This window comes from Winogradskyella sp. ABM4_392 (genome assembly GCF_056160445.1).
Genome location: NZ_JBSWXE010000010.1, coordinates 19,636 through 39,575, shown reverse-complemented (window position 1 = coordinate 39,575; position 19,940 = coordinate 19,636). Strand labels below are relative to the sequence as shown.

Sequence of the window (19,940 nt, the reverse complement as noted above, 5' to 3'; positions counted from 1 at the left end):
AAACTTAGTACTAAAATTATATATTTGCTTTAACATATAAAATATAGTGTTAGCTATTTTATCTTGTTCGAAAAAACTGGTAATTTTTAAATGCACGAGATAAATAGACAGACGCTCACGTAATGGCGTGGGCTTGGTTTATTTGTGCATTGGGTACAACAGTACCTTCAACTACAGTAAGCTACAGTTCCACGCTTATTGTTTCTACTAACTTCACTTTGGAACTGGGTGATTATAATATTCAAATATTATGAGAAACCAAATTATCAAATTGCTAATCTTATCAATTTTAACTGCAACCTACTTAAGTTGTTCCTCTGATTCAGACTCGGACGGCTGTGAAACGATTACTTGCTTAAATGGAGGTACTTTTGTGAATTGTGAATGTGATTGTCTTGAAGGTTACACAGGCAACAATTGCTCTGATCAAGTAACACCAAGCAAAGTAATCATTAACAAAGCTATTTTAAAGGTATTTCCAAATACAGACAATGGTGAGTTTTGGGATGCTGCTATTCCAAATACTGAAGATGACTTTATGACCAGTTTTGTTTTTTTGCTTATACATCGAATAACAACTTCCCTGATGTAATTACCGTGGTCAGTCAATCCGATGATATATTGGTCGACTTAGAGGTGACATATCAGTTTTAATTGTTATGGAGGCTGAATGTTATCCAGCCTCTATTGTTATAACCCAAGGTTTAACTATTGAACAATTTAGGTGCAAAGAGCAATGCCAAACCTGACACCAAAAGAGAACCCATTGAGCTCCATAGAATTACTGGATTGTCGTTGTTCGTTTCCAGGGCTTGTATAGATTTTATTTGTTCGTTTAAGTTGGCAATCTCAGTATTTGCATTTTTAAGTTTTCCTTGAAGATCAAATATCGTTTTATCTAACTGCAACTGCTCTTTGACATACTTTTGGTTGGACTTTTGCTCCATCTCAATTCTGTGTTCTGCATTCTCCAATGTAAAGGTCAATTTCCTATTCTGTTTAGTTACTTCATCCAATTTTGTTTGAAGCTCAGCCTCCCTCGGTGAAGCTTTCCATATATAATCGTAATGGTGCTTATATCCGCTTATAAGACTAGCTATAAGCTCAGATCTGGTAATGTTCTTTTCATTTGCTATTTGCTGTAGTGCTGTTTTCTCCTCTGGCGTTGTCTTAAAGCTTAGGGTAACACTCTTTGTTTCTCTTGTGTTTTCCATAGTTCATTGTGTTTTTTTTGCTTAGGTATACCTGTTGTATATACTTGGTATATACATCGTATATCGCAGGTATACCTAATAAATTAATTCAAAATTTTAAATATCAATTGTTTATATTTTAAATATTTCGTTTGAAATATTATTAATTCAAATATAAGTTATTATTTCTTTTTTATATATTTGATTAAACTTTCTTTTCATGACCTCAGAAAACTTAATAGATATCGGCAATGCCATTTACGAAGAAAGAAACATTGGCCCAGCACATTTAAAGGTCAGTTCAAAAAATATCAACCACTGGATCAGAAATGCAATCGTACCCTTTGTTCCCGTGCAACAATCCGCTGAAACTGAGGAACGTTCTACCAGTGAGAAAAAAAAGTCCATGGGCAAGTGGATCAGGCTCAATCTTGCCCAGGCGGTATGGGTATCCATCGTCAATGAACTTTACAACTTCAAGGTTCCCTTGGATAAACTACAAGATCTGGCTTATGAGGTTTGGCAAAAGCCAAGGGAAGAGCTTTATGCAGATGGAGTCTTTGAATACCATATCAAAGAAAATCCCAACGGATTGCCCGATTTCGAAATCAATAAGCTTAAGTCCAATTTAAGAAATGAGATACTTATGGAACAGTATTTCAGAACCATAATCAATCCCTTTACGGATATCGTTAAATCTGCCTTCTACAGATACAGCTTACCACACAACTTTCTATATGTGCCAGAGACCAACGATTTTATGTTCCATTATAACCCTTTGGAACTAACATTGAACTTAAGTTCTGTTTACCTTCAAAAACCTATGGTATGTATACCTATTGTTCCCATACTCTCAAGGGTATTGTTACAGGAGTTTGACAACAGGAAGTTAAAGGACCTTAAGTATTTATCCGAAATTGAAAAACAGATAAGGGATATCGTGGTATTCAAAAGACCCAAAATTGTTGAGATCGCTTTCGAAGAAGGCAATATTAAGACTATTGAAGTGACCGAAAAGCATAAGAGCAGGCAGCAGCTTGCTCAATATATTCTTGAGAACAAAATAAAAAAAGGCTCAAAGCTCTTGATTGATATCAGGTCCAATGACCATTACAAAATCACGCTTATTAAAAAGAATAATTAAACAACTTATTAAAAGTAATATGAAAAGAACAGTAGAACGCAATCAGTCCCTGAAAACACAGCCTGGTTTTATCCCTAACAGAGATGGACCAGAACTCAAAGCAATTTCAACAGGCCAAATCAATTTTAAATGAAAATTCTGCACTGCACTATTCTGATTCGGAAATAAAAGAGATTATTTCCCTATTGGACAATCTTGCCGATATATTTTACCATAACCTACTGCACAAGACAAAATGATATGAAAAATGTTATTCTCTATACAAGGGTATCCACCGATGAACAAGCTGATAAGGGGTTTTCCCTTAGGGACCAAGAACAGAAACTGCTCAATTATTGCTCGCTGAACAACCTTAACGTTGTTTGCATATTTCGTGAAGACCATTCGGCAAAGTCTTTTAATCGACCGGAATTTAAAAAACTCATTGCTCATATAAAGCAGAAAAAATTTCAAGTCGACGGGCTACTCTTTACCAAGTGGGATCGATTCTCTAGAAATACTACCGAATCCTATAATAAGATCAAGTTCTTTAATGAACTTGGTGTAATTGTCAATGCTATTGAACAGCCCTTGGACCTATCCATTCCAGAGCAAGGACTAATGCTTGCAGTATACTTATCCATGCCTGAGGTTGAAAATCACAGACGCTCATTGAATGTCATATCAGGAATGAGACGCGCATTTAAGGAAGGCAGGTATGTTGTTTCTCCTCCCAAGGGTTATAATATGGGAAGGGACGCACAGAATAAGCCTCTTCTCATTCCCAATGAAGATGCCAAATTCATAAGGAAAGCTTTTGAACTCCTCGGTAAGGGAATATATTCTCAACAGGAGGTATTGAACGGGGTCAAAAAAAGTGGTTTTAAAACCAGCAAAGCCGCTTTTGGACGTATCGTTAGAAATCCTATCTACAAAGGGTACATCATACTGAAAGCCTTTCAGGATGAACCCGAACAGTTGATAAAGGCCATACACGAACCCTTAGTATCTGAGCGCTTATTTGATAAGGTGCAGGATATCATTAACGGTAAATCCAAGCAGTATAAAGTCTCGCACAAAAAATTGGATAATAAGTTCCCTCTCAAAGGTTTTGTGCTTTGTCCAAACTGTATGAAGCCCCTCAAGGCGAGTACCTCTAAAGGCAGGTCAAATTACTATTCGTATTACCATTGCTATAAACCTTGTAACACACGTTATAAAGCAGAGGACGTGAATAACTGGTTCAATTTGTTTTTAAGCGAGATTTCACTAAACAAGAACGCACAGAAACTGTTGACAAAATTGATTGAGCAACGTATTTATGCACAAACGAAAAGCGAAAGGTTAAGTCCCAAGCATTATACAGAGGTTGAGTCTCTTGAACAAAAATTAATCCGCCTACAGGACCTTTATCTAGATGGCGAATTTAGCTCAACAGAATATCAAAATGCCAAAAACCGCATCCAATCCAGACTAAATGAACTTAAGGATTTTCAAGCGGCTTTTCAAAAATCTAAAGAGGTAATGGACATCTACAAAAACGGACTTAAAAAACTTGAATCTTTTGACAAGCAGTTTATTATGAGTGATTTAGATAAAAAACGACAGCTCATAGGTTCGATATTTCCCAAAAAGTTCCAATTTTGGGATAACAAAGTTCGAACCGCTGATATTAATCCTATTTTACTTAAGATTGCTAGTATTAATAAGGGTTTGGAAGAGAATAAAAAAAGGGACAAATCAAAAAAAATTGATCTGTCCCAGCAAGTACTGAAGGCGGGACTTGAACCCGCACGGCCATAATGGCCATTGGATTTTAAGTCCAACGTGTCTACCAATTCCACCACTTCAGCATCCAAGTTACAGACTGTAACTTAATTGGTATATATTATTGTAGAGCGAAAGACGGGATTTGAACCCGCGACCCTCACCTTGGCAAGGTGATGCTCTACCCCTGAGCTACTTTCGCAGTTTTTAAAGAACTATTTCGCTGTAAAAGCGGATGCAAATTTAAAATAAATCTTATAAATGCAAAGACTTTTTTTAAATAAATTACAATGAATTTAAGCTTGTTTTTTCTTTAAGAGCATTCGCTTTATCTCATTGAGCTTCATAAGTGCTTCTACCGGAGTCAAAGTGTCAATATCAGTATGTAAGATTTCGTCTTTAATTTCCTCTAAAAGAGGATCGTCCAAATTAAAGAAGCTTAATTGCATATCATCTTTTAAAGATTTTACCTTATCAGTCAGCTCTTCACTTGAATGCGATTTTTCAAGTTTGGTTAAAATTTTATTTGCTCGTCTTATCACTTGTTGTGGCATACCTGCCATTTTAGCAACATGAATCCCAAAACTGTGCTCGCTTCCTCCTTCAACAAGCTTTCTCACAAAAAGCACATTGTCTTTTAATTCTTTAACAGATACATTAAAGTTTTTAATCCTGTTAAAGGTTTCTGTCATTTCATTAAGCTCGTGATAGTGCGTTGCAAAAAGTGTTTTTGGTTTTGCAGGATGCTCATGCAAATATTCACTTATAGCCCAAGCTATAGAAATACCATCATAGGTACTTGTACCTCGTCCTATTTCATCTAACAGCACCAAACTCCGATCAGATATATTATTAAGAATAGAAGCGGTTTCATTCATTTCTACCATAAACGTAGATTCTCCCATAGAGATATTATCGCTGGCACCTACTCGTGTAAAAATCTTATCTACTAGTCCAATTCTGGCTTGTTCTGCTGGGACAAAACTTCCTATTTGGGCTAGTAATACAATTAATGCCGTTTGTCTTAAAATTGCTGATTTACCAGACATGTTTGGTCCTGTAATCATTATAATCTGCTGCGATTCTCTATCGAGATAAACATCATTAGCAATATAAGCTTCACCTAATGGTAATTGTTTTTCTATAACAGGATGACGACCTTCCTTAATATCTAGCTCAAAACTATCATCAATTTGAGGATAAGAATAGTTATTACTCTTTGCTAAGCTTGCAAAACCACAAAGGCAATCTAACTGACCTACTAACTGCGCATTTTGCTGCACCTGAATGATAAATTGATGCATCCAGCTTACCAACTCAGCAAACAACTGTTGCTCTATAGCTAAAATGCGTTCTTCGGCACCTAGTATTTTTGCTTCGTATTCTTTTAACTCTTCGGTAATATAACGCTCCGCACTTACCAATGTTTGCTTACGCACCCATTCTTGCGGCACTTTATCTTTGTGCGTATTTCTAACTTCAATGTAATAACCAAAAACGTTATTTGATGCTATTTTCAATGAAGGAATGCCTGTGCGCTCACTTTCGCGCTCTAACATTTTATCTAGGTAATCCTTGCCTGACTTTGACAAACCTCTAAGCTCATCTAATTCTTCAGAAAAACCTTCAGCGATAGTATTCCCTTTTAAGACATTAACCGGAGCCTCTTCGTTTAGCGTTTGCTTTATTTTCTCGCGAAGCAAATCGCAATTATGAAGACTACTTCCAATAATTTTTAAGGCTTCATTTTCGCAACTTTCAGCAATAGATTTTATAGGAACAATTGCTTCTAAAGAATTTTTAAGCTGAATCACTTCGCGTGGACTCACCTTAGTGGTTGCAATTTTAGAAATAAGACGTTCTATATCTCCAATATGCTTTATTTGTCCTTGCATTTTTTGAAGCGCAACATCATGCTCCAGTAAATACTTAACAACCTCATGACGTTGTTTTATTTTTTCAGCATGTTTTAGAGGCAAGGCTAACCAACGCTTTAAGGTACGACCTCCCATTGCCGAAATTGTTTTGTCAATAACGTTAATTAAAGTTACCGCATTGGCATTGGTAGAATGGTATAATTCTAAATTTCTAATGGTGAATTTATCCATCCAAACGTAATCGTCTGTAGCAATTCTAGAAATGGTTGCGATATGCTCTAACTTGTTATGCCTTGTTTCACTTAAATAGTGCAACACAACCCCTGAAGCAATAATGCCTTCGTATAAATCTTCTACACCAAATCCTTTTAAGGTTTTAGTATTAAAATGCTTGGTTAATGTTTCATTAGCATAATCTGCCTGAAACACCCAGTCTTCGAGATAAAAAGTATGAAAATCATTTCCAAACGTTTCACTGAAAGACTTTCTGCACTTTTTTGAAATAAGCACTTCACTAGGATTAAAATTCTGAAGTAACTTATCTATATATTCTGCATCACCTTGAGAGGTTAAAAACTCACCTGTTGAGATGTCTAAAAACGAAATTCCGATATAGGTTTTATCAAAATGAACAGCACACAGAAAGTTGTTAGACTTAGAGTGTAAAATATCATCATTTAATGCCACACCAGGCGTTACCAATTCTGTAACTCCTCGCTTAACGATTGTTTTGGTTTGCTTAGGATCTTCAAGCTGATCGCAAATTGCCACACGTTCACCTGCTTTTACCAACTTTGGTAAGTAGGTATTTAAGGAATGATGCGGAAAACCAGCCAATTCAGTTTCGCTTTCGCTACCTGCACCTCGTTTGGTTAAGATAATATCTAGTATTTTGGATGCCTTTACAGCATCACTTCCAAAGGTTTCATAAAAATCCCCAACTCTAAACAGCAATAATGCATCAGGATACTTTGCTTTTATAGCATTGTACTGCTTCATTAATGGTGTTTCTTTTTTTGCCTTTTTAGCCAAGAGAAATGTGTATTTTTGCTTCATCCCGATTGTCATCAGGATATGTAATTGTAAGATTGCTAATGTAGCCAAATAGCCTTATTATATAAAGCCATTTGAGCATAAGTTATTTACAAAACACACAACATTTCAACATGCGTAAATTAAAAAATAGCGAATTAGACCGTCTCGATGTTTCTGAATTTAAAGAAGCTAAAAAATCACCTATAATTATCATTTTGGATAATATTCGTAGTTTGAATAATATCGGATCTGTTTTTAGAACGAGTGATGCTTTTTTAATTGAAAAAATTTACCTCTGCGGCATTACAGCTCAGCCTCCACATAATGATATTCGTAAAACGGCTTTAGGAAGTACCGAAACTGTTGATTGGGAATATGCAGAAAACACAATAGATGTTGTTACCAATTTAAAAAACGAAGGTGTAAAAATCTGCGCTATTGAACAGGCTGAACAAGCAACGATGTTAGACAAATTTCAACCTCAACCTAATACTAAATATGCATTTGTGTTTGGTAATGAAGTTAAAGGTGTAGCACAAGATGTTGTAACTGCTAGTGATGAAGTTATAGAAATACCACAATTTGGAACCAAACACTCTTTAAATATTTCCGTAAGTACTGGTGTAGTAATATGGGATGTTTTTAGCAAATTGAAGAAGATTTAAAATTATTCATTCAAAAAATTATAATTATGCCAATTATTAAACCCGTTAGAAATATACACCCTCAAATATCTGAAGATTGTTTTGTTGCCGACAATGCCACTATTGTAGGCGAAGTTACTATGGGAAACCAATGTAGTATTTGGTTTAATGCTGTTGTTAGAGGTGATGTGCATTATATAAAGATGGGAAATAAGGTGAATATACAAGATGGTGCTGTAATCCATGCAACGTATCAAAAATCGCCAACTACTATTGGTAATAACGTTTCTATTGGTCATAACGCTATTGTTCATGGATGCACAATACACGACAACGTACTTATTGGTATGGGAAGCATTGTAATGGACGACTGCGTTATTGAAAGCAATAGCATTATTGCTGCTGGTGCTGTAGTAACCAAAAACACAATTGTAGAATCTGGCAGTATATACGCTGGTGTACCAGCTAAAAAAGTAAAGGATATTAGTGAGGAATTAATCTCTGGAGAAATTGACCGTATTACCAATAACTATGTGAAATATTCCGGCTGGTTTAAAGAATAAGTCTTAGAAATCTAAAAATGTGGTTTCAAAATTACCACCTACTAATGTATTTAAGACCTCAACGTTACTGTTAGAATATAGTTTTACTGAAAGTTTTTCATGACCAAAATTCAACAAATTTTGAGATTGTAAAACTGCTTTTGTTTGCTTGGCGACTGCCAATCCAGAATCTATGATTTTTACACCCCCAGGAAGCATTGTCTCTAACATTGGTATTAAGTAAGGATAATGTGTACAACCTAAAACCAGGTAGTCTATATTAGCCTTTAGCATAGGCTCTAAATAAAGTTGTAGCAGATCTTTCATTTCATCTGAACTCAACTTACCAGATTCTATTAAAGGCACAATACCTTCACCGATTTGTTCTATCACTTTTATACCATTAGCATACAAATCTGATGTTTTATGAAAAAGTTGACTGCTAAGCGTTCCTTTAGTTGCTAAAATTCCAACCACTTTAGTCTTTGTATTTAAAGCTGCTGGTTTAATTGCTGGTTCTATTCCTATGAAAGGTACTTCGTATGATTCTCTTAAATAAGATATCGCATTTGTTGTCGCTGTATTACATGCAACCACAATGATTTTACAACCTTTGCTTAGTAAATATTCTGTATTCTTTATTGAAAGGTTCTTTATCTCTTCCTTAGTCTTATTACCGTATGGCGCATTTCTGCTATCTGCTAAGTAGATTATATTCTCATTTGGGAGCAAGGCATGTATTTCCTTAAAAATGGAAGTGCCACCAACACCAGAATCAAAAATACCAATTGGATAATTACTCATACGTACAAAAATAAAAAGTCGCTTTATTAAAAGCGACTTTCAAAAGATTTTATTTAAAACTTACTTATATTTTTAAGTGAGCTTTTACATCTGCCATAAGGTCTTTACCATCTGCTACAAGTAACATACCAGCATCTAATACATATTGAAATCCTTGAGCTTTTGCTACCGCCTGGATTGCTTCATCTGCATCTTCAAGAATTGGCTTTAGTAAATCGTATTCTTTCTTACTTAAGTCTTGATTCATTTGTTGTTGATATTGTGCAAGTGCCTGCTTCATACCTTCAACTTCTTTCATACGCTTTAAGTTTTCATCTTCAGTTTGCGCACCTGCTTCAGCATTATATTGCTTTACTTTACTTTCAATCTCTTTTAAAGAATCTTGAAATTGAGCTTCATAAGTTTTACCTAACTTTTCGATTTCTGCTTGTGCAGTTGCATAAGCTGGCATCGCTTTAACTAATTCCTGCTTATTGATATGTGCAATTTTACTTTGGGCAGAGATAAAACTTGTTGCCCCAATAAAAAGCGCTGTTGCAAATAGTAATGATTTTAAATGTTTCATTTTTTCTAAATTGTATTTGTGTGTTATAATTATTAATTATTTTCTCCTTCTTCTTTCTTAGCTTTAGCTATAGAATCTCTTCGTTTAAGTTGCTTTTCACGTTCTTCACGTGCTTTTTTCCTTTGTTCTAATATTTTCTTTTTACGTTCTTCTAATTCTTTTCTCCTACGTTCTCTGTCTTTTGCCTTAATCTCTGCAGCTGTAGGTGGCTTTTTAGTGCTCACGGAATCTTTCTTAACTGTAGTTGAATCTTGCTTTTTACCATCTACTGTTTTAACTGATTTATTTGCTTGTGTAGTACTATCTTTTTCAGTTGACTTAACATCATCTTCAGATTTATTTCTAGCATCTAACACTTTTTGTCTACGTTCATCAGCTTCACGTTTTTTAGCAGCTCTAATAGAATCTTGTCTTGCTCTTCTTGCTTCTAACGCCTTTTCACGTTCTGCGCGTTTCGCTGCTAATTCAGCTTCTCTCGCGGCTTTACGCTCTTCTAATGCTTTCTGCCTTTCATCTTTCTCTTCACTTACCACAGGAACAACCTCCTCGTCTTCTAACTCTTTTCGCTCCTTTTTACTTTTTACCTGGTTACGTTTTGATGTTCTTGTAATAGTTCTCAAAACTTGTTCACTAATATCGTAACGTTCTGCCGAGTAAAGCATCACAACATCAGCAGATTTATCAAAAACAAAATCGAACTTCTTGGTCTCCGCAATTTGTTGAACAGCTGCGAATATTTGATCTTGTATTGGCTCTATTAACTGACGCTTTTGAATCATTAAATCACCATTTGGCCCAAAACGTTTTTGCTGATAATCTAATATTTCAGCCTCTTCAAAAGAAATATCTTCCATTCGCTCTTCATAAAGCTCTTTGGTAAGAAGTACACTTTCATTTTCTAGCTCCTTCTTCTTTTGTTCAATTCCGCTAAGCTTTTTCTCAATCTCACTTTTCCACTGAAGCACCTTTTTATCTAGTTGCGTTGAGGCTTCTTGATATTCTGGCACATTTTGTAAAATATATTCTGTATCTATATATCCTATTCTAACACCTTTTTGTGCATTACTACTAAAGCTCATTAGACCTATAACTGCCAATAAAAAAAGAACTTTAAATTTCATCATGATTGTTTTGTTTTGAGACATTTTAAATTGTTTACCAATCTTTCCGTCAGTTTTTAGTGTTACTAATCTTCAAATTTAACGAAATATATCCTTAAAAATTTTAACACCATAATGAAATACTCAATTAGCAATTAGAAAATATCGTGCCAAAGTTAAAATTGTTGCCCAATTATGAAGTGTGTTTCCCATTTTCTTGGTGAGGTTCCATCTGGTAAATCGTCGAAAGCGTGACCGAAATCTATACCTAATAAACCAAAGGCTGGCATAAAAATTCTTAAACCTACACCAGCAGATCTTCTTACATTGAAAGGATTAAAATCTCTAAAACTATTAACCGATTGACCTCCCTCTAAAAACCCTAAAGCATAAATCTTAGCTTGTGCCCCAAGTGTTATGGCATGTCGAAGTTCTAGAGAGAATTTATTGTAAATAGATCCACCATCTGTAGTTGATAAGGATTGATTTGGGTAACCTCTAAGCTGAATGATCTCCCTACCGTCAAGTGCAAAATTTCCTAAACCGTCACCACCAACAAAGAAACGCTCAAATGGAATAACTCCTCTGTCATTGTTGTAAGCGCCTAAGAATCCAAACTCAACACTTGGTCTTAAAACCAGTTTCTTGGTTAATGCTGTATACCAATCTGCTCTAAACTTAATTTTGTAAAATTCTAACCACTTAAAACGCTCTTGATCTATCTCACCAATTCTAGCAAAATCATCTGCATCTGATGGATCTAAGGCATCACGCTCTTCCTTTAATGCTTTATAATCTACACCATTAACCAAAGAATATGGAAAAGAGAATTTAGCTGAAGCCGTAAAACTAGAACCCCCTGTTGGGAATATTGGATCTGTGTACAAATTATTTCTACTTAAACCTATCGTATATGAAAGATTATTAGATGTACCGTCTCCAAAAGTAAATAAACCAGTGTTATAATTTTTTAAATCGTAATTCTGAAAACTCAGAGACTGGGATAATAAGAAATAATCATCTGGTTCTGACAATCTGGTAGAAACTCCTACAGTTACACCAAAAATATTGAATCTTCTACTTTTATCTGCTCTACGAGTTGCAGAATTAAATAAAAATTGTCTTGAGTATGATACTGATGTAGATAATTGAAATGGCTTTTTTCCTCCTAACCAAGGTTCGCTAAAAGAGAAGCTATAAGTTTGAAAAAACTGACTAGCCTGCAACCTTAAGGCTAAACTCTGACCATCACCTCTTGGTACAGGTTTGTAGGCTTCTTTCTTAAAAATATCTTTGATTGCAAAGTTATTGAAAGATAAACCTAAAGTACCGATGAAGCCACCACCTCCATAACCACCTTGTAGTTGTATTTGGCTAGACCCTTGTTCTGCAACTTCGTATTCTATATCTAAAGTTCCGTCTACTGGGTTAGGGTTTTTTATATTAGGAACAAGCTGCTGAGCATCAAAGAAACCTAATTGCCCAAGCTCTCTTAAGGTTCTAATAATTTGAGATTTACTATATAATTCTCCTGGACGTGTTCTTATTTCTCTATAAATAACATGGTCATTAGTAACATCGTTTCCAACAACAGTTACATTGTTAAAGTAAGCTGGTTTACCTTCAGAAATACGAATTTCCATATCAATCACGTTACCTTCTGCACTAACCTCTACAGGATTTATTGTCGAGAACATGTAACCTGTGTTTTGATAAGCATTCACTAAACTTTGCGCATCTGGATTATTGGGATCATCTATACGTTCTCTGAGCTCTACACCATTATAAGTATCACCTTCTTTTATACCTAACAATAACGACAATTGCTTGTCACTGTATACTGTATTACCAACAAAATCTATTTTACCGAAAGTATATTTCTCACCTTCCTCTACTTCAATATTTAAACTAATTGTTTTGTCATTGTTGTAGATTATTGAATCTGAAACGATTCTAGCATCTCTGTATCCTTTTTCCTTATAACGGTCTACAACACTTATTAAATCTTCTCTAAAATCTTCTTCTATATACTTTGAGCGCTTAAAAATTCGCAATGGACTAATACTTTTTTTCTTTGTATTTTTCATTGCCTTACGAAGCTTTTTATCTGAAAGCTTTTCGTTACCTATGAAGTTGATAGATTTCACTTTTACTTTTTGACCTCTATCAATCTTAATTTTCATGTTAACACGCTCCTTTTCTACAGAGTCAATTACTTCTGTGGTCTGAATGTTAACTTTAGCATTTAAAAATCCCTTCTTTTTGTACTTGTTAGTAAGGTAATTTCTTGTTGTTGCAATAAGGTTTTCTGTGACTTTTACACCAGGTTGTAGTTTGTTTTCGGTTATAATCTCATCCTTCTTACCTTTCTTAACACCGTCAATTGTTAAGTCTTTAAGCTCTGGTAAGTCCATGAGACGAATCTCTAAATTCGCTGTTCTTCCGTCTATATCTGTTACAAAAATATCAATACTACTAAAGAGATTAGATTTCCAAAGTGTTTTTACAGCATTGGCAATTTTTTCTCCTCCAATCTGTATTTCTTCATCCTTTCTTAACTTAGAATACGCTATGATAGTTTGTGGGCTAAAATTGGTATTCCCAGTAACTGTAATCTCTTTGATTAAATATTTAGCACCATCTTGCGCTTGTGCATTACCTAAAAAAGGTATTGTAAAAAATAATACAACACCAATTAATTTAGCAAGGGACTTTGATACTTTTTTATGAGGTAAGTTGTTCGCTTGTTTTTCCAAATCTTCGTTCTCTATTTTGATAATTTATGAGCGCTTCGTATAAATGTTCTTTATTGAAATCTGGCCATAAAACATCTGTAAAATATAATTCTGCATAGGCTATTTGCCAAAGTAAGAAATTACTAATTCGTTGTTCACCACTGGTGCGAATGAGCAAGTCTACGTCTGGTAAATTTTGCGTGTAAAGATGCTTATTTATAATTGATTCATCAATACTTTCAGGAGAAATTATATTATTTTTAACTTTAACTGACAATTCTTTAATAACATTAACAATTTCTTCACGAGAACCGTAGCTCAACGCTAAAGTTAATGTCATATTCGTATTATTTTTTGTCTTTTCTATAACATCTAGCAACTCTTGATGTGCTTTTTTTGGTAAATCATGAAGACACCCTATAGCAGACAACTTAATATTGTTGTCTTGTAGCGTCTTAATTTCTTTCTTAAGAGACTTCACCAAAAGCTTCATTAAAGTTTGTACTTCGAGCTTTGGCCTGTTCCAATTCTCTGTAGAAAAAGCATAAAGCGTTAGGTTTTTTATACCTAATTCTGCACTTGCTTCCACTGTTTGCCTTACAGCTTTGGTTCCATTTTCATGACCTATAACACGCATTAGCCCTTGCTGCTTTGCCCAACGACCGTTACCATCCATAATAATGGCGACATGGTTAGGTAACTTTTCTTTATTTATTTTTTCTTTAAGGTTCATTTAAAATCCGCAATAACAAGGTCTTCTTCCAAAGGTGTAAGTTAATGTAATTCCTGAAAAAACATACCAATCATTACTATTTGTATTACCAAAACTAAATTGTTCTCTAAATTCATTATCAGGCATACTCCCATCCAGCTCGTCAGAAAATGTATATCTAACACCTATTTCTGCCGCTAATACTAAATGATTACTTATATTAGTTTTATAGCCCAGAACCATTGGTATACCATAAGCCCAACTGCTAGTATCTTCAGATGTGTACTGACCATTTTGAGTAAAATAATAGTTATCATGATTAGCCACAGAAATACCTGTGTATAAATATGGTGTACCCTTTATCCCTGTTGTGTGTAAATCGAAATCCCAAAACGTAAATTCCATTCCGGCAGATATTTCTAAAATACTTGTGTTAAATTTATAACCTCTCTGGATTCTTCTAGGATCATCAGATTTACCATCAACACCTTCTAAATCTGAAAATATAACAGACAATCTGAATGAATGTCTAGGGCTTCTATTCCATTTAAAAATCCCGCCAATAGCAGGCTGATTTGGCGATATGTAATTTGTAGCTCCTACATCTCCGATAAAATTACTCCCACCAGTAAATACACCAACCTCATAGATTTGAGCATTAGTGTTTTGTAGAAAAAATACACTTGTAAGAACTAGCAATAAATACCTCATAAATTTTTCAAAGTTTGCAAATATAACAATTATGATTAGCCTATTACAATTTGATATAAATTGTCTTAGTGATAAACAGTATTTACAAGCTTTTATTGTATAAAAACAAGGCTTAATTACGTCGGTCTTCTCCCCAAAGTAGCTTTTTCCTAAGCGTATCTAAAAAGGTTTCTTCTAGCCGCTCCACCATCTTAATTGCAAAACTTGCTTTTTCTACAGTTACAGTTGTCGTATTAGGCAGAGTTACAATCCTTGAATCTAAAGACATTAAAAATTGATCTTCCCTTCCATCTACCTTAAAAGTAACTTTTGTTTTATCTGGTATAATTAAAGGTCTTGCACTTAAATTATGAGGTGCAATTGGAGTTAATGCAAAATTATTTGCTTCAGGAGTTATTACAGGACCACCGCAACTAAGGGAATAACCTGTTGAACCTGTTGGTGTGGATAATATAAGACCATCTGCCCAATATGATGTTAAATACTCACCATCGAGATGAGTTTCTACAGTAATCATTGAAGTGGTGTTTTTTCTACTTAAAGCTATCTCGTTAAGCGCAAAGTTAGTTTCGCCTATTGCATTGCTGTTAGGCAATGTTGTAACACTGAGTAATGATCGCTCAGATATTTTATAATCTCCATTAAAAATTTCAGAAAGTGCAGATTCTATTTCATCTGTTTGTATAGTAGCTAAGAATCCTAATCTTCCAGTATTTACACCAACTATAGGAATACCCAAATCTCTTACATACGTTATAGCTCTTAATATGGTTCCGTCTCCACCAATACTTATAAGTAAATCATAACTTTGATTTAACTCTGAAAATACTTTTAATTGAGTGTTATTCTGAATTTCTTCTCGTTGTTGGCTTAAAAAATCTTGTTCAATAAAAATTTCAACATTATGTTTTACTAATACCTCTACTAAAATTTCGAGTGCGTTTTGAGTTGAATCTTTTGAGTAATTCTGACCGTAAATTGCAATTTTCATCATTACATATTCAGGTATTTGTCTAAGTACTGTGAGCGTTCTTTGAGGCTTTCAATATAAGAGTCTTCTTCGTGACCAGACACTATATTATAACTATATCGTCTAAATGTTTGAATAATATCATTAAGACTAGTATTACCAATTTTTAAAGTTATCTGTGCTAAATCCGAACCCATTTTCGATATAAATGCACCAAGAAGTTTAGCATCATTAGACTCAACGATTTGGCTAATCTCACTAAATGAAAAATCATGAATTCCTTTTTCTACAATAAGAATACCTCCTGGCTCAGAAAAAAAAGGTGTTTCATTAAATAGGTGGATAATATCATTTAACTCATAATATCCTAAATAGGCATTTTTCTCATCTAAAACAGGCATTATATTAGAATCATTTTGAGCAAATGCTTCAAGCACATCAAGCCAATTTGTTGTTGACCTTACAAAAAACCCTTCAATGGTGTGGCTACAATCACTAATAGCGATAGCACTATCAAAACAATGCACGTCAGTCTCTGAAATACAACCCATATACACACCTTGATTTTGAATTGGTACATGAGAATATGTGAGCTGATTAAACAGCATTTGTAAATCACCTATTTTATCAGTGATATTTAGTGGTTTTATATCGTTTATAACAAAATCCTGTAACTGCATATTTTGAGTTTGAATATCTTGCAAATTAATCAAAAATAACTACAAAAACCCAAGATGAGTTCTGTATTTTTGTTGTTCAAAATTAATTAAAGATGGCAAAATTAAGTGTTAACATTAACAAGATAGCAACACTAAGAAATAGTCGAGGTGGAGATGCACCAAATGTAGTGCAATTTGCAAAAGATGCTCAACGCTTTGGCGCAGAAGGCATAACTGTTCATCCAAGACCAGATGAAAGACACATTCGTTATCAAGATGTTTACGATTTAAAACCAGAGGTAACTACGGAATTCAACATAGAAGGTAATCCTATACCAAAGTTTATAGATATGGTGCTTAATGTAAAACCAACACAAGTAACCTTGGTACCAGATGCTGAAGATGCCATAACTTCGAATGCAGGTTGGGACACTATAAAACACAAAGATTTTTTAATTGATGTTATTAAAGAGTTTAAAAATAATGGCATTAGGACTTCGATTTTTGTAGATCCAGATCTCCATCAAATTGAAGGAGCAAAAGAAACAGGCACTGAGAGAATCGAACTTTATACCGAAGCTTATGCTCATCAGTTTAGTTTAGGCAACAAAGAAGGTATAAAACCTTATATGGAATGTGCTGGCTTAGCAAATACACTTGGATTAGGAATTAATGCTGGCCATGATTTATCGCTAGATAACATTAAGTATTTTAAAGAGAACATTACAGGCTTATTAGAAGTTTCTATAGGACATGCACTTATATCTGAAAGCCTTTATTTGGGAGCTAAAAATGTTATTAAAATGTATTTAGACAAACTAAAATGATTTTACATTCTAATATTATTGGTGAAGGGAAACCGTTTGTAATTCTTCATGGTTTTTTAGGCATGGGAGATAACTGGAAAACCTTAGCCAAACAATTCTCAGAGTCTAATTACCAAGTACATTTGGTAGACCAACGCAACCATGGTCGCAGTTTTCATTCAGAAGACTTTGACTATGAGTTAATGGCTGAAGATTTAAAAGCATATTGCAAGGAGCACAACCTCAACGACATTATTTTACTAGGACATTCTATGGGAGGAAAAACTGCTATGCTTTTTGCTGCCCTATTTCCTGAACTCGTTAGTAAACTTATTGTTGCAGATATTTCACCACGTTATTACCCCATACATCACGATGCAATTTTAGAAGGCTTAAGTAGTCTAGACTTTTCCGAAATAAGAAGTCGTGGTGCTGCAGATAAGGCATTGAGCAATTTTGTAAAAGACGCTGGCACTCGTATGTTTCTGCTTAAGAATTTGTATTGGGTAGAAAAAGGGCAATTAGGCTTAAGAATTAATTTACCAGTTTTAAAAGACAACGTTTCAGAAGTTGGAGAGGCATTACCAACACATGCTACTTTTGATAAAGACACCTTGTTTCTACGAGGAGACCGATCTGAGTATATTGGCGAGCAAGATGAAGCGATAATTCATCGTCATTTTCCAAATTCAGAAATTGTTACAATTAAAAATGCAGGTCATTGGTTGCATGCAGAAAATCCCAAAGATTTTTATAATACAGTAATTAATTTCTTATATTAAATAAATACTAAACTTAATATCGTATGAATCTTCTTATAAGACTTTTAATTAATGCCCTTGCGGTATTTATTTTAGCTCATATCCTTAATGGTGTTACTGTTAACGGATATGTTGGTGCAGTTATCGTTGCGCTTGTATTGGCTATTCTTAATCTTTTTGTTAAGCCTGTTTTAATAATATTCACCTTGCCAATAACAATTTTAACCTTAGGTATATTCCTTTTAGTTATTAATGCCTTAATTATTCTTTTAGCCGACAAATTAATCGATGGATTTGCAGTAAATAGTTTTTGGACAGCCTTACTCTTTAGTATTTTACTATCTATTCTCCAATCTTTCTTACACACTATCTTTAAAGAGCAAAAAAACGACTAAAAACCAATTATTTAAACTATTGTAGGGTTGTGAAAAATGTTGTATTTTTGCAGCCCAATTTTAGTTACTAAGTATAATGAATATTACAAGAGAAAACATCGACGCATTAAATGCAGTTGTAAAAGTAGATATCGCTAAAGAAGATTACAGCGATAAAGTTGAGAAAATCTTATCAGATTACCGTAAGTCTGCTAACATTCCTGGATTTAGAAAAGGCCATGTTCCTATGAGCCTAGTGAAAAAACAATACGGTAAAGCCGTATTAGTTGATGAGGTAAACAAGTTACTTCAAGATGCTATCGGTAAGTACTTAGTTGAAGAAAAGTTAGACGTTTTAGGTAACCCATTACCAAAACCGCAAGATGATTTAGATTGGGATGCTGATGCATTTTCTTTTGAATTCGAATTAGGTTTAGCACCAGAATTTGATGTAAAGTTAAAAGGTAAGAAAGCCATTACACATTACAATATTGTTGCAGATGATAAAATGATTAACAACCAAGTTGAGCATATTCAAAAGCAATATGGCAAGTTAGTATCTCAAACCGAAGTAACTAAAGATTCTGAAATTACTGGAAAATTCACTAATGAAGAAGAAGGTATTGAGAATGTTGCAACCATTACCTTAGATAAATTAAAAGGAAAAACAAACCCTAAAAAATTTATCGGAGCTAAAGTTGGTGATGTTATTGAACTAAAAACTAAAGGCCTTTTTAACGATGACCACGACTTAATGACGTTCTTAAAGGTGTCTCATGATGATGCTCATGGATTAGACATTAAAGTAAACTTTGAGGTTTCAGAAATTAACGAAAGAGAACTTGCAGATTTAGACCAAGAATTATTCGATAAGCTTTTTGGACCTAAAGCTGTAACTTCTGTAACTGAGTTAAAAGACAAAATTAAAGAAGATTCAGAAAAGCAATTTGCACAACAAGGTGACCAGAAATTATTAAACGATGTCACTGAATACTTATTAGAAAGTACAAAGTTTGATCTTCCTGTTGAATTCCTTCAAAAATGGATGCAAACAGCTGGTGAAGAGCCAATGACAGAAGAGCAAGCTAAAGAAGAATACGAGAAGTCTGAAAAAAGCATGCGCTACCAACTTATAGAAGGTAAATTAATTGCAGATCATAACTTACAAGTTCAATTCGAAGAGTTGAAAGCTTATGCTATGGAAATGATTAAAGGTCAGATGGCACAATTTGGTCAATTAAACCCTTCTGAAAAAGAATTAGAAGATATAGCAGCTCGTATAATGTCTAACCAAGATGAGGTAAAACGCTTATCTGAGCAATTGATGAGTCAAAAATTATTAAACTTATATAAGACTGAAGCTAATCTTAAAACAAAAGAAATCACTTACGATAATTTTGTAAAAGAATTCTATAGCTAAGTATAAAAATTCTCAAGGCTACGCCTTGTAACCAAAAATTGTCATTCCTGCGAAAGCAGGAAGCTAAAATAAATTAGTATCTTTAAGGCGTAGAACTGAAAAGTTTTACGCTTTTTTTTTAATCGAAAAACAAATTGAAAAT

19 protein-coding genes and 2 tRNA genes are annotated in these 19,940 nt (G+C 34.2%); 9 read left to right on the top strand and 12 right to left on the bottom strand.

Annotated elements, in window-relative coordinates:
- Window positions 1-250: 250 nt before the first annotated feature.
- Window positions 251-592: a hypothetical protein gene (locus ACXAFS_RS15080; RefSeq protein WP_475307997.1), complete on the top strand. Its 342-nt coding sequence runs from the start codon at window positions 251-253 to the stop codon at window positions 590-592.
- A gap of 112 nt (window positions 593-704) precedes the next feature.
- On the opposite strand, the gene ACXAFS_RS15075 is transcribed toward ACXAFS_RS15080, so the two are convergent.
- Entirely contained in the window at window positions 705-1,214 is a 510-nt protein-coding gene (locus tag ACXAFS_RS15075) for a hypothetical protein (protein ID WP_475307995.1), read from the bottom strand.
- A 199-nt stretch (window positions 1,215-1,413) separates the two neighbouring features.
- Here ACXAFS_RS15075 and ACXAFS_RS15070 point away from each other — a divergent pair, with 199 nt between their 5' ends.
- Window positions 1,414-2,337 carry a hypothetical protein gene (locus ACXAFS_RS15070; RefSeq protein WP_475307993.1) on the top strand — a complete coding sequence of 308 codons (924 nt, stop codon included), beginning with the start codon at window positions 1,414-1,416 and terminating at the stop codon, window positions 2,335-2,337.
- A gap of 240 nt (window positions 2,338-2,577) precedes the next feature.
- Entirely contained in the window at window positions 2,578-4,119 is a 1,542-nt protein-coding gene (locus ACXAFS_RS15065; RefSeq protein WP_475307992.1) for a recombinase family protein, read from the top strand.
- Here the strand turns inward: ACXAFS_RS15065 and ACXAFS_RS15060 are convergent.
- The 3 genes from ACXAFS_RS15060 to mutS all read right to left on the bottom strand — a co-directional run bounded on the left by ACXAFS_RS15060 (window position 4,085) and on the right by mutS (window position 6,992).
- Window positions 4,085-4,169, bottom strand: a tRNA-Leu gene (locus ACXAFS_RS15060). The two genes, ACXAFS_RS15065 and ACXAFS_RS15060, sit on opposite strands and share 35 nt — an antisense overlap.
- A 44-nt stretch (window positions 4,170-4,213) precedes the next feature.
- Window positions 4,214-4,285 (bottom strand) — tRNA-Gly (locus ACXAFS_RS15055).
- 94 nt (window positions 4,286-4,379) lie between these two features.
- On the bottom strand, window positions 4,380-6,992 hold the full coding sequence (mutS, locus tag ACXAFS_RS15050; protein ID WP_475308021.1) for a DNA mismatch repair protein MutS: 2,613 nt from the start codon (window positions 6,990-6,992) through the stop codon (window positions 4,380-4,382).
- Window positions 6,993-7,126: 134 nt separating this feature from the next.
- On the opposite strand from mutS, the gene ACXAFS_RS15045 reads away from it, so the two are divergent.
- Both ACXAFS_RS15045 and ACXAFS_RS15040 read left to right on the top strand, forming a co-directional pair.
- The gene (locus ACXAFS_RS15045) at window positions 7,127-7,660 is read left to right on the top strand and encodes an RNA methyltransferase (RefSeq protein WP_475307990.1); all 534 of its coding nucleotides are present in this window, start codon (window positions 7,127-7,129) and stop codon (window positions 7,658-7,660) included.
- A 26-nt stretch (window positions 7,661-7,686) separates the two neighbouring features.
- A complete protein-coding gene (locus ACXAFS_RS15040) occupies window positions 7,687-8,202 on the top strand; it encodes a gamma carbonic anhydrase family protein (protein ID WP_475307989.1) in 516 nt (171 codons plus the stop codon).
- A 3-nt stretch (window positions 8,203-8,205) separates the two neighbouring features.
- On the opposite strand, the gene murI is transcribed toward ACXAFS_RS15040, so the two are convergent.
- From murI to ACXAFS_RS15000, 8 genes are all read right to left on the bottom strand, one after another.
- Window positions 8,206-8,985, bottom strand: a complete 780-nt coding sequence (gene murI, locus ACXAFS_RS15035; protein ID WP_475307987.1) for a glutamate racemase — start codon at window positions 8,983-8,985, stop codon at window positions 8,206-8,208.
- Window positions 8,986-9,049: 64 nt separating this feature from the next.
- Window positions 9,050-9,550, bottom strand: a complete 501-nt coding sequence (locus tag ACXAFS_RS15030) for an OmpH/Skp family outer membrane protein (RefSeq protein ID WP_475307986.1) — start codon at window positions 9,548-9,550, stop codon at window positions 9,050-9,052.
- Window positions 9,551-9,582: 32 nt separating this feature from the next.
- Window positions 9,583-10,674: an OmpH/Skp family outer membrane protein gene (locus tag ACXAFS_RS15025; protein WP_475307985.1), complete on the bottom strand. Its 1,092-nt coding sequence runs from the start codon at window positions 10,672-10,674 to the stop codon at window positions 9,583-9,585.
- Between the two features lie 152 nt (window positions 10,675-10,826).
- On the bottom strand, window positions 10,827-13,406 hold the full coding sequence (bamA, locus tag ACXAFS_RS15020) for an outer membrane protein assembly factor BamA (RefSeq protein WP_475307983.1): 2,580 nt from the start codon (window positions 13,404-13,406) through the stop codon (window positions 10,827-10,829).
- Window positions 13,375-14,118, bottom strand: a complete 744-nt coding sequence (locus ACXAFS_RS15015) for an isoprenyl transferase (RefSeq protein WP_475307982.1) — start codon at window positions 14,116-14,118, stop codon at window positions 13,375-13,377. Before ACXAFS_RS15015 ends, bamA begins: the two co-directional genes overlap by 32 nt.
- Window positions 14,119-14,808 (bottom strand): type IX secretion system protein PorG, encoded by a 690-nt coding sequence (porG, locus tag ACXAFS_RS15010; protein WP_475307981.1) that lies wholly within the window; start codon window positions 14,806-14,808, stop codon window positions 14,119-14,121. It abuts the gene before it with no gap.
- Between the two features lie 112 nt (window positions 14,809-14,920).
- Window positions 14,921-15,799, bottom strand: a complete 879-nt coding sequence (locus ACXAFS_RS15005; protein ID WP_475308019.1) for an NAD kinase — start codon at window positions 15,797-15,799, stop codon at window positions 14,921-14,923.
- A 2-nt stretch (window positions 15,800-15,801) separates the two neighbouring features.
- Window positions 15,802-16,458, bottom strand: a complete 657-nt coding sequence (locus tag ACXAFS_RS15000; RefSeq protein WP_475307979.1) for a CBS domain-containing protein — start codon at window positions 16,456-16,458, stop codon at window positions 15,802-15,804.
- Between the two features lie 92 nt (window positions 16,459-16,550).
- Between ACXAFS_RS15000 and ACXAFS_RS14995 the strand changes: the two genes are divergently transcribed.
- The 4 genes from ACXAFS_RS14995 (at window position 16,551) to tig (ending at window position 19,798) form a co-directional block, all read left to right on the top strand.
- Window positions 16,551-17,264, top strand: coding sequence for a pyridoxine 5'-phosphate synthase (locus ACXAFS_RS14995; protein ID WP_475307978.1), 714 nt, complete (start codon window positions 16,551-16,553; stop codon window positions 17,262-17,264).
- The gene (locus ACXAFS_RS14990; RefSeq protein ID WP_475307977.1) at window positions 17,261-18,025 is read left to right on the top strand and encodes an alpha/beta fold hydrolase; all 765 of its coding nucleotides are present in this window, start codon (window positions 17,261-17,263) and stop codon (window positions 18,023-18,025) included. Before ACXAFS_RS14995 ends, ACXAFS_RS14990 begins: the two co-directional genes overlap by 4 nt.
- A gap of 23 nt (window positions 18,026-18,048) precedes the next feature.
- A complete protein-coding gene (locus ACXAFS_RS14985; RefSeq protein WP_475307975.1) occupies window positions 18,049-18,399 on the top strand; it encodes a phage holin family protein in 351 nt (116 codons plus the stop codon).
- A gap of 76 nt (window positions 18,400-18,475) precedes the next feature.
- Entirely contained in the window at window positions 18,476-19,798 is a 1,323-nt protein-coding gene (tig, locus tag ACXAFS_RS14980; protein WP_475307974.1) for a trigger factor, read from the top strand.
- The last annotated feature ends 142 nt before the right edge of the window (window positions 19,799-19,940 follow it).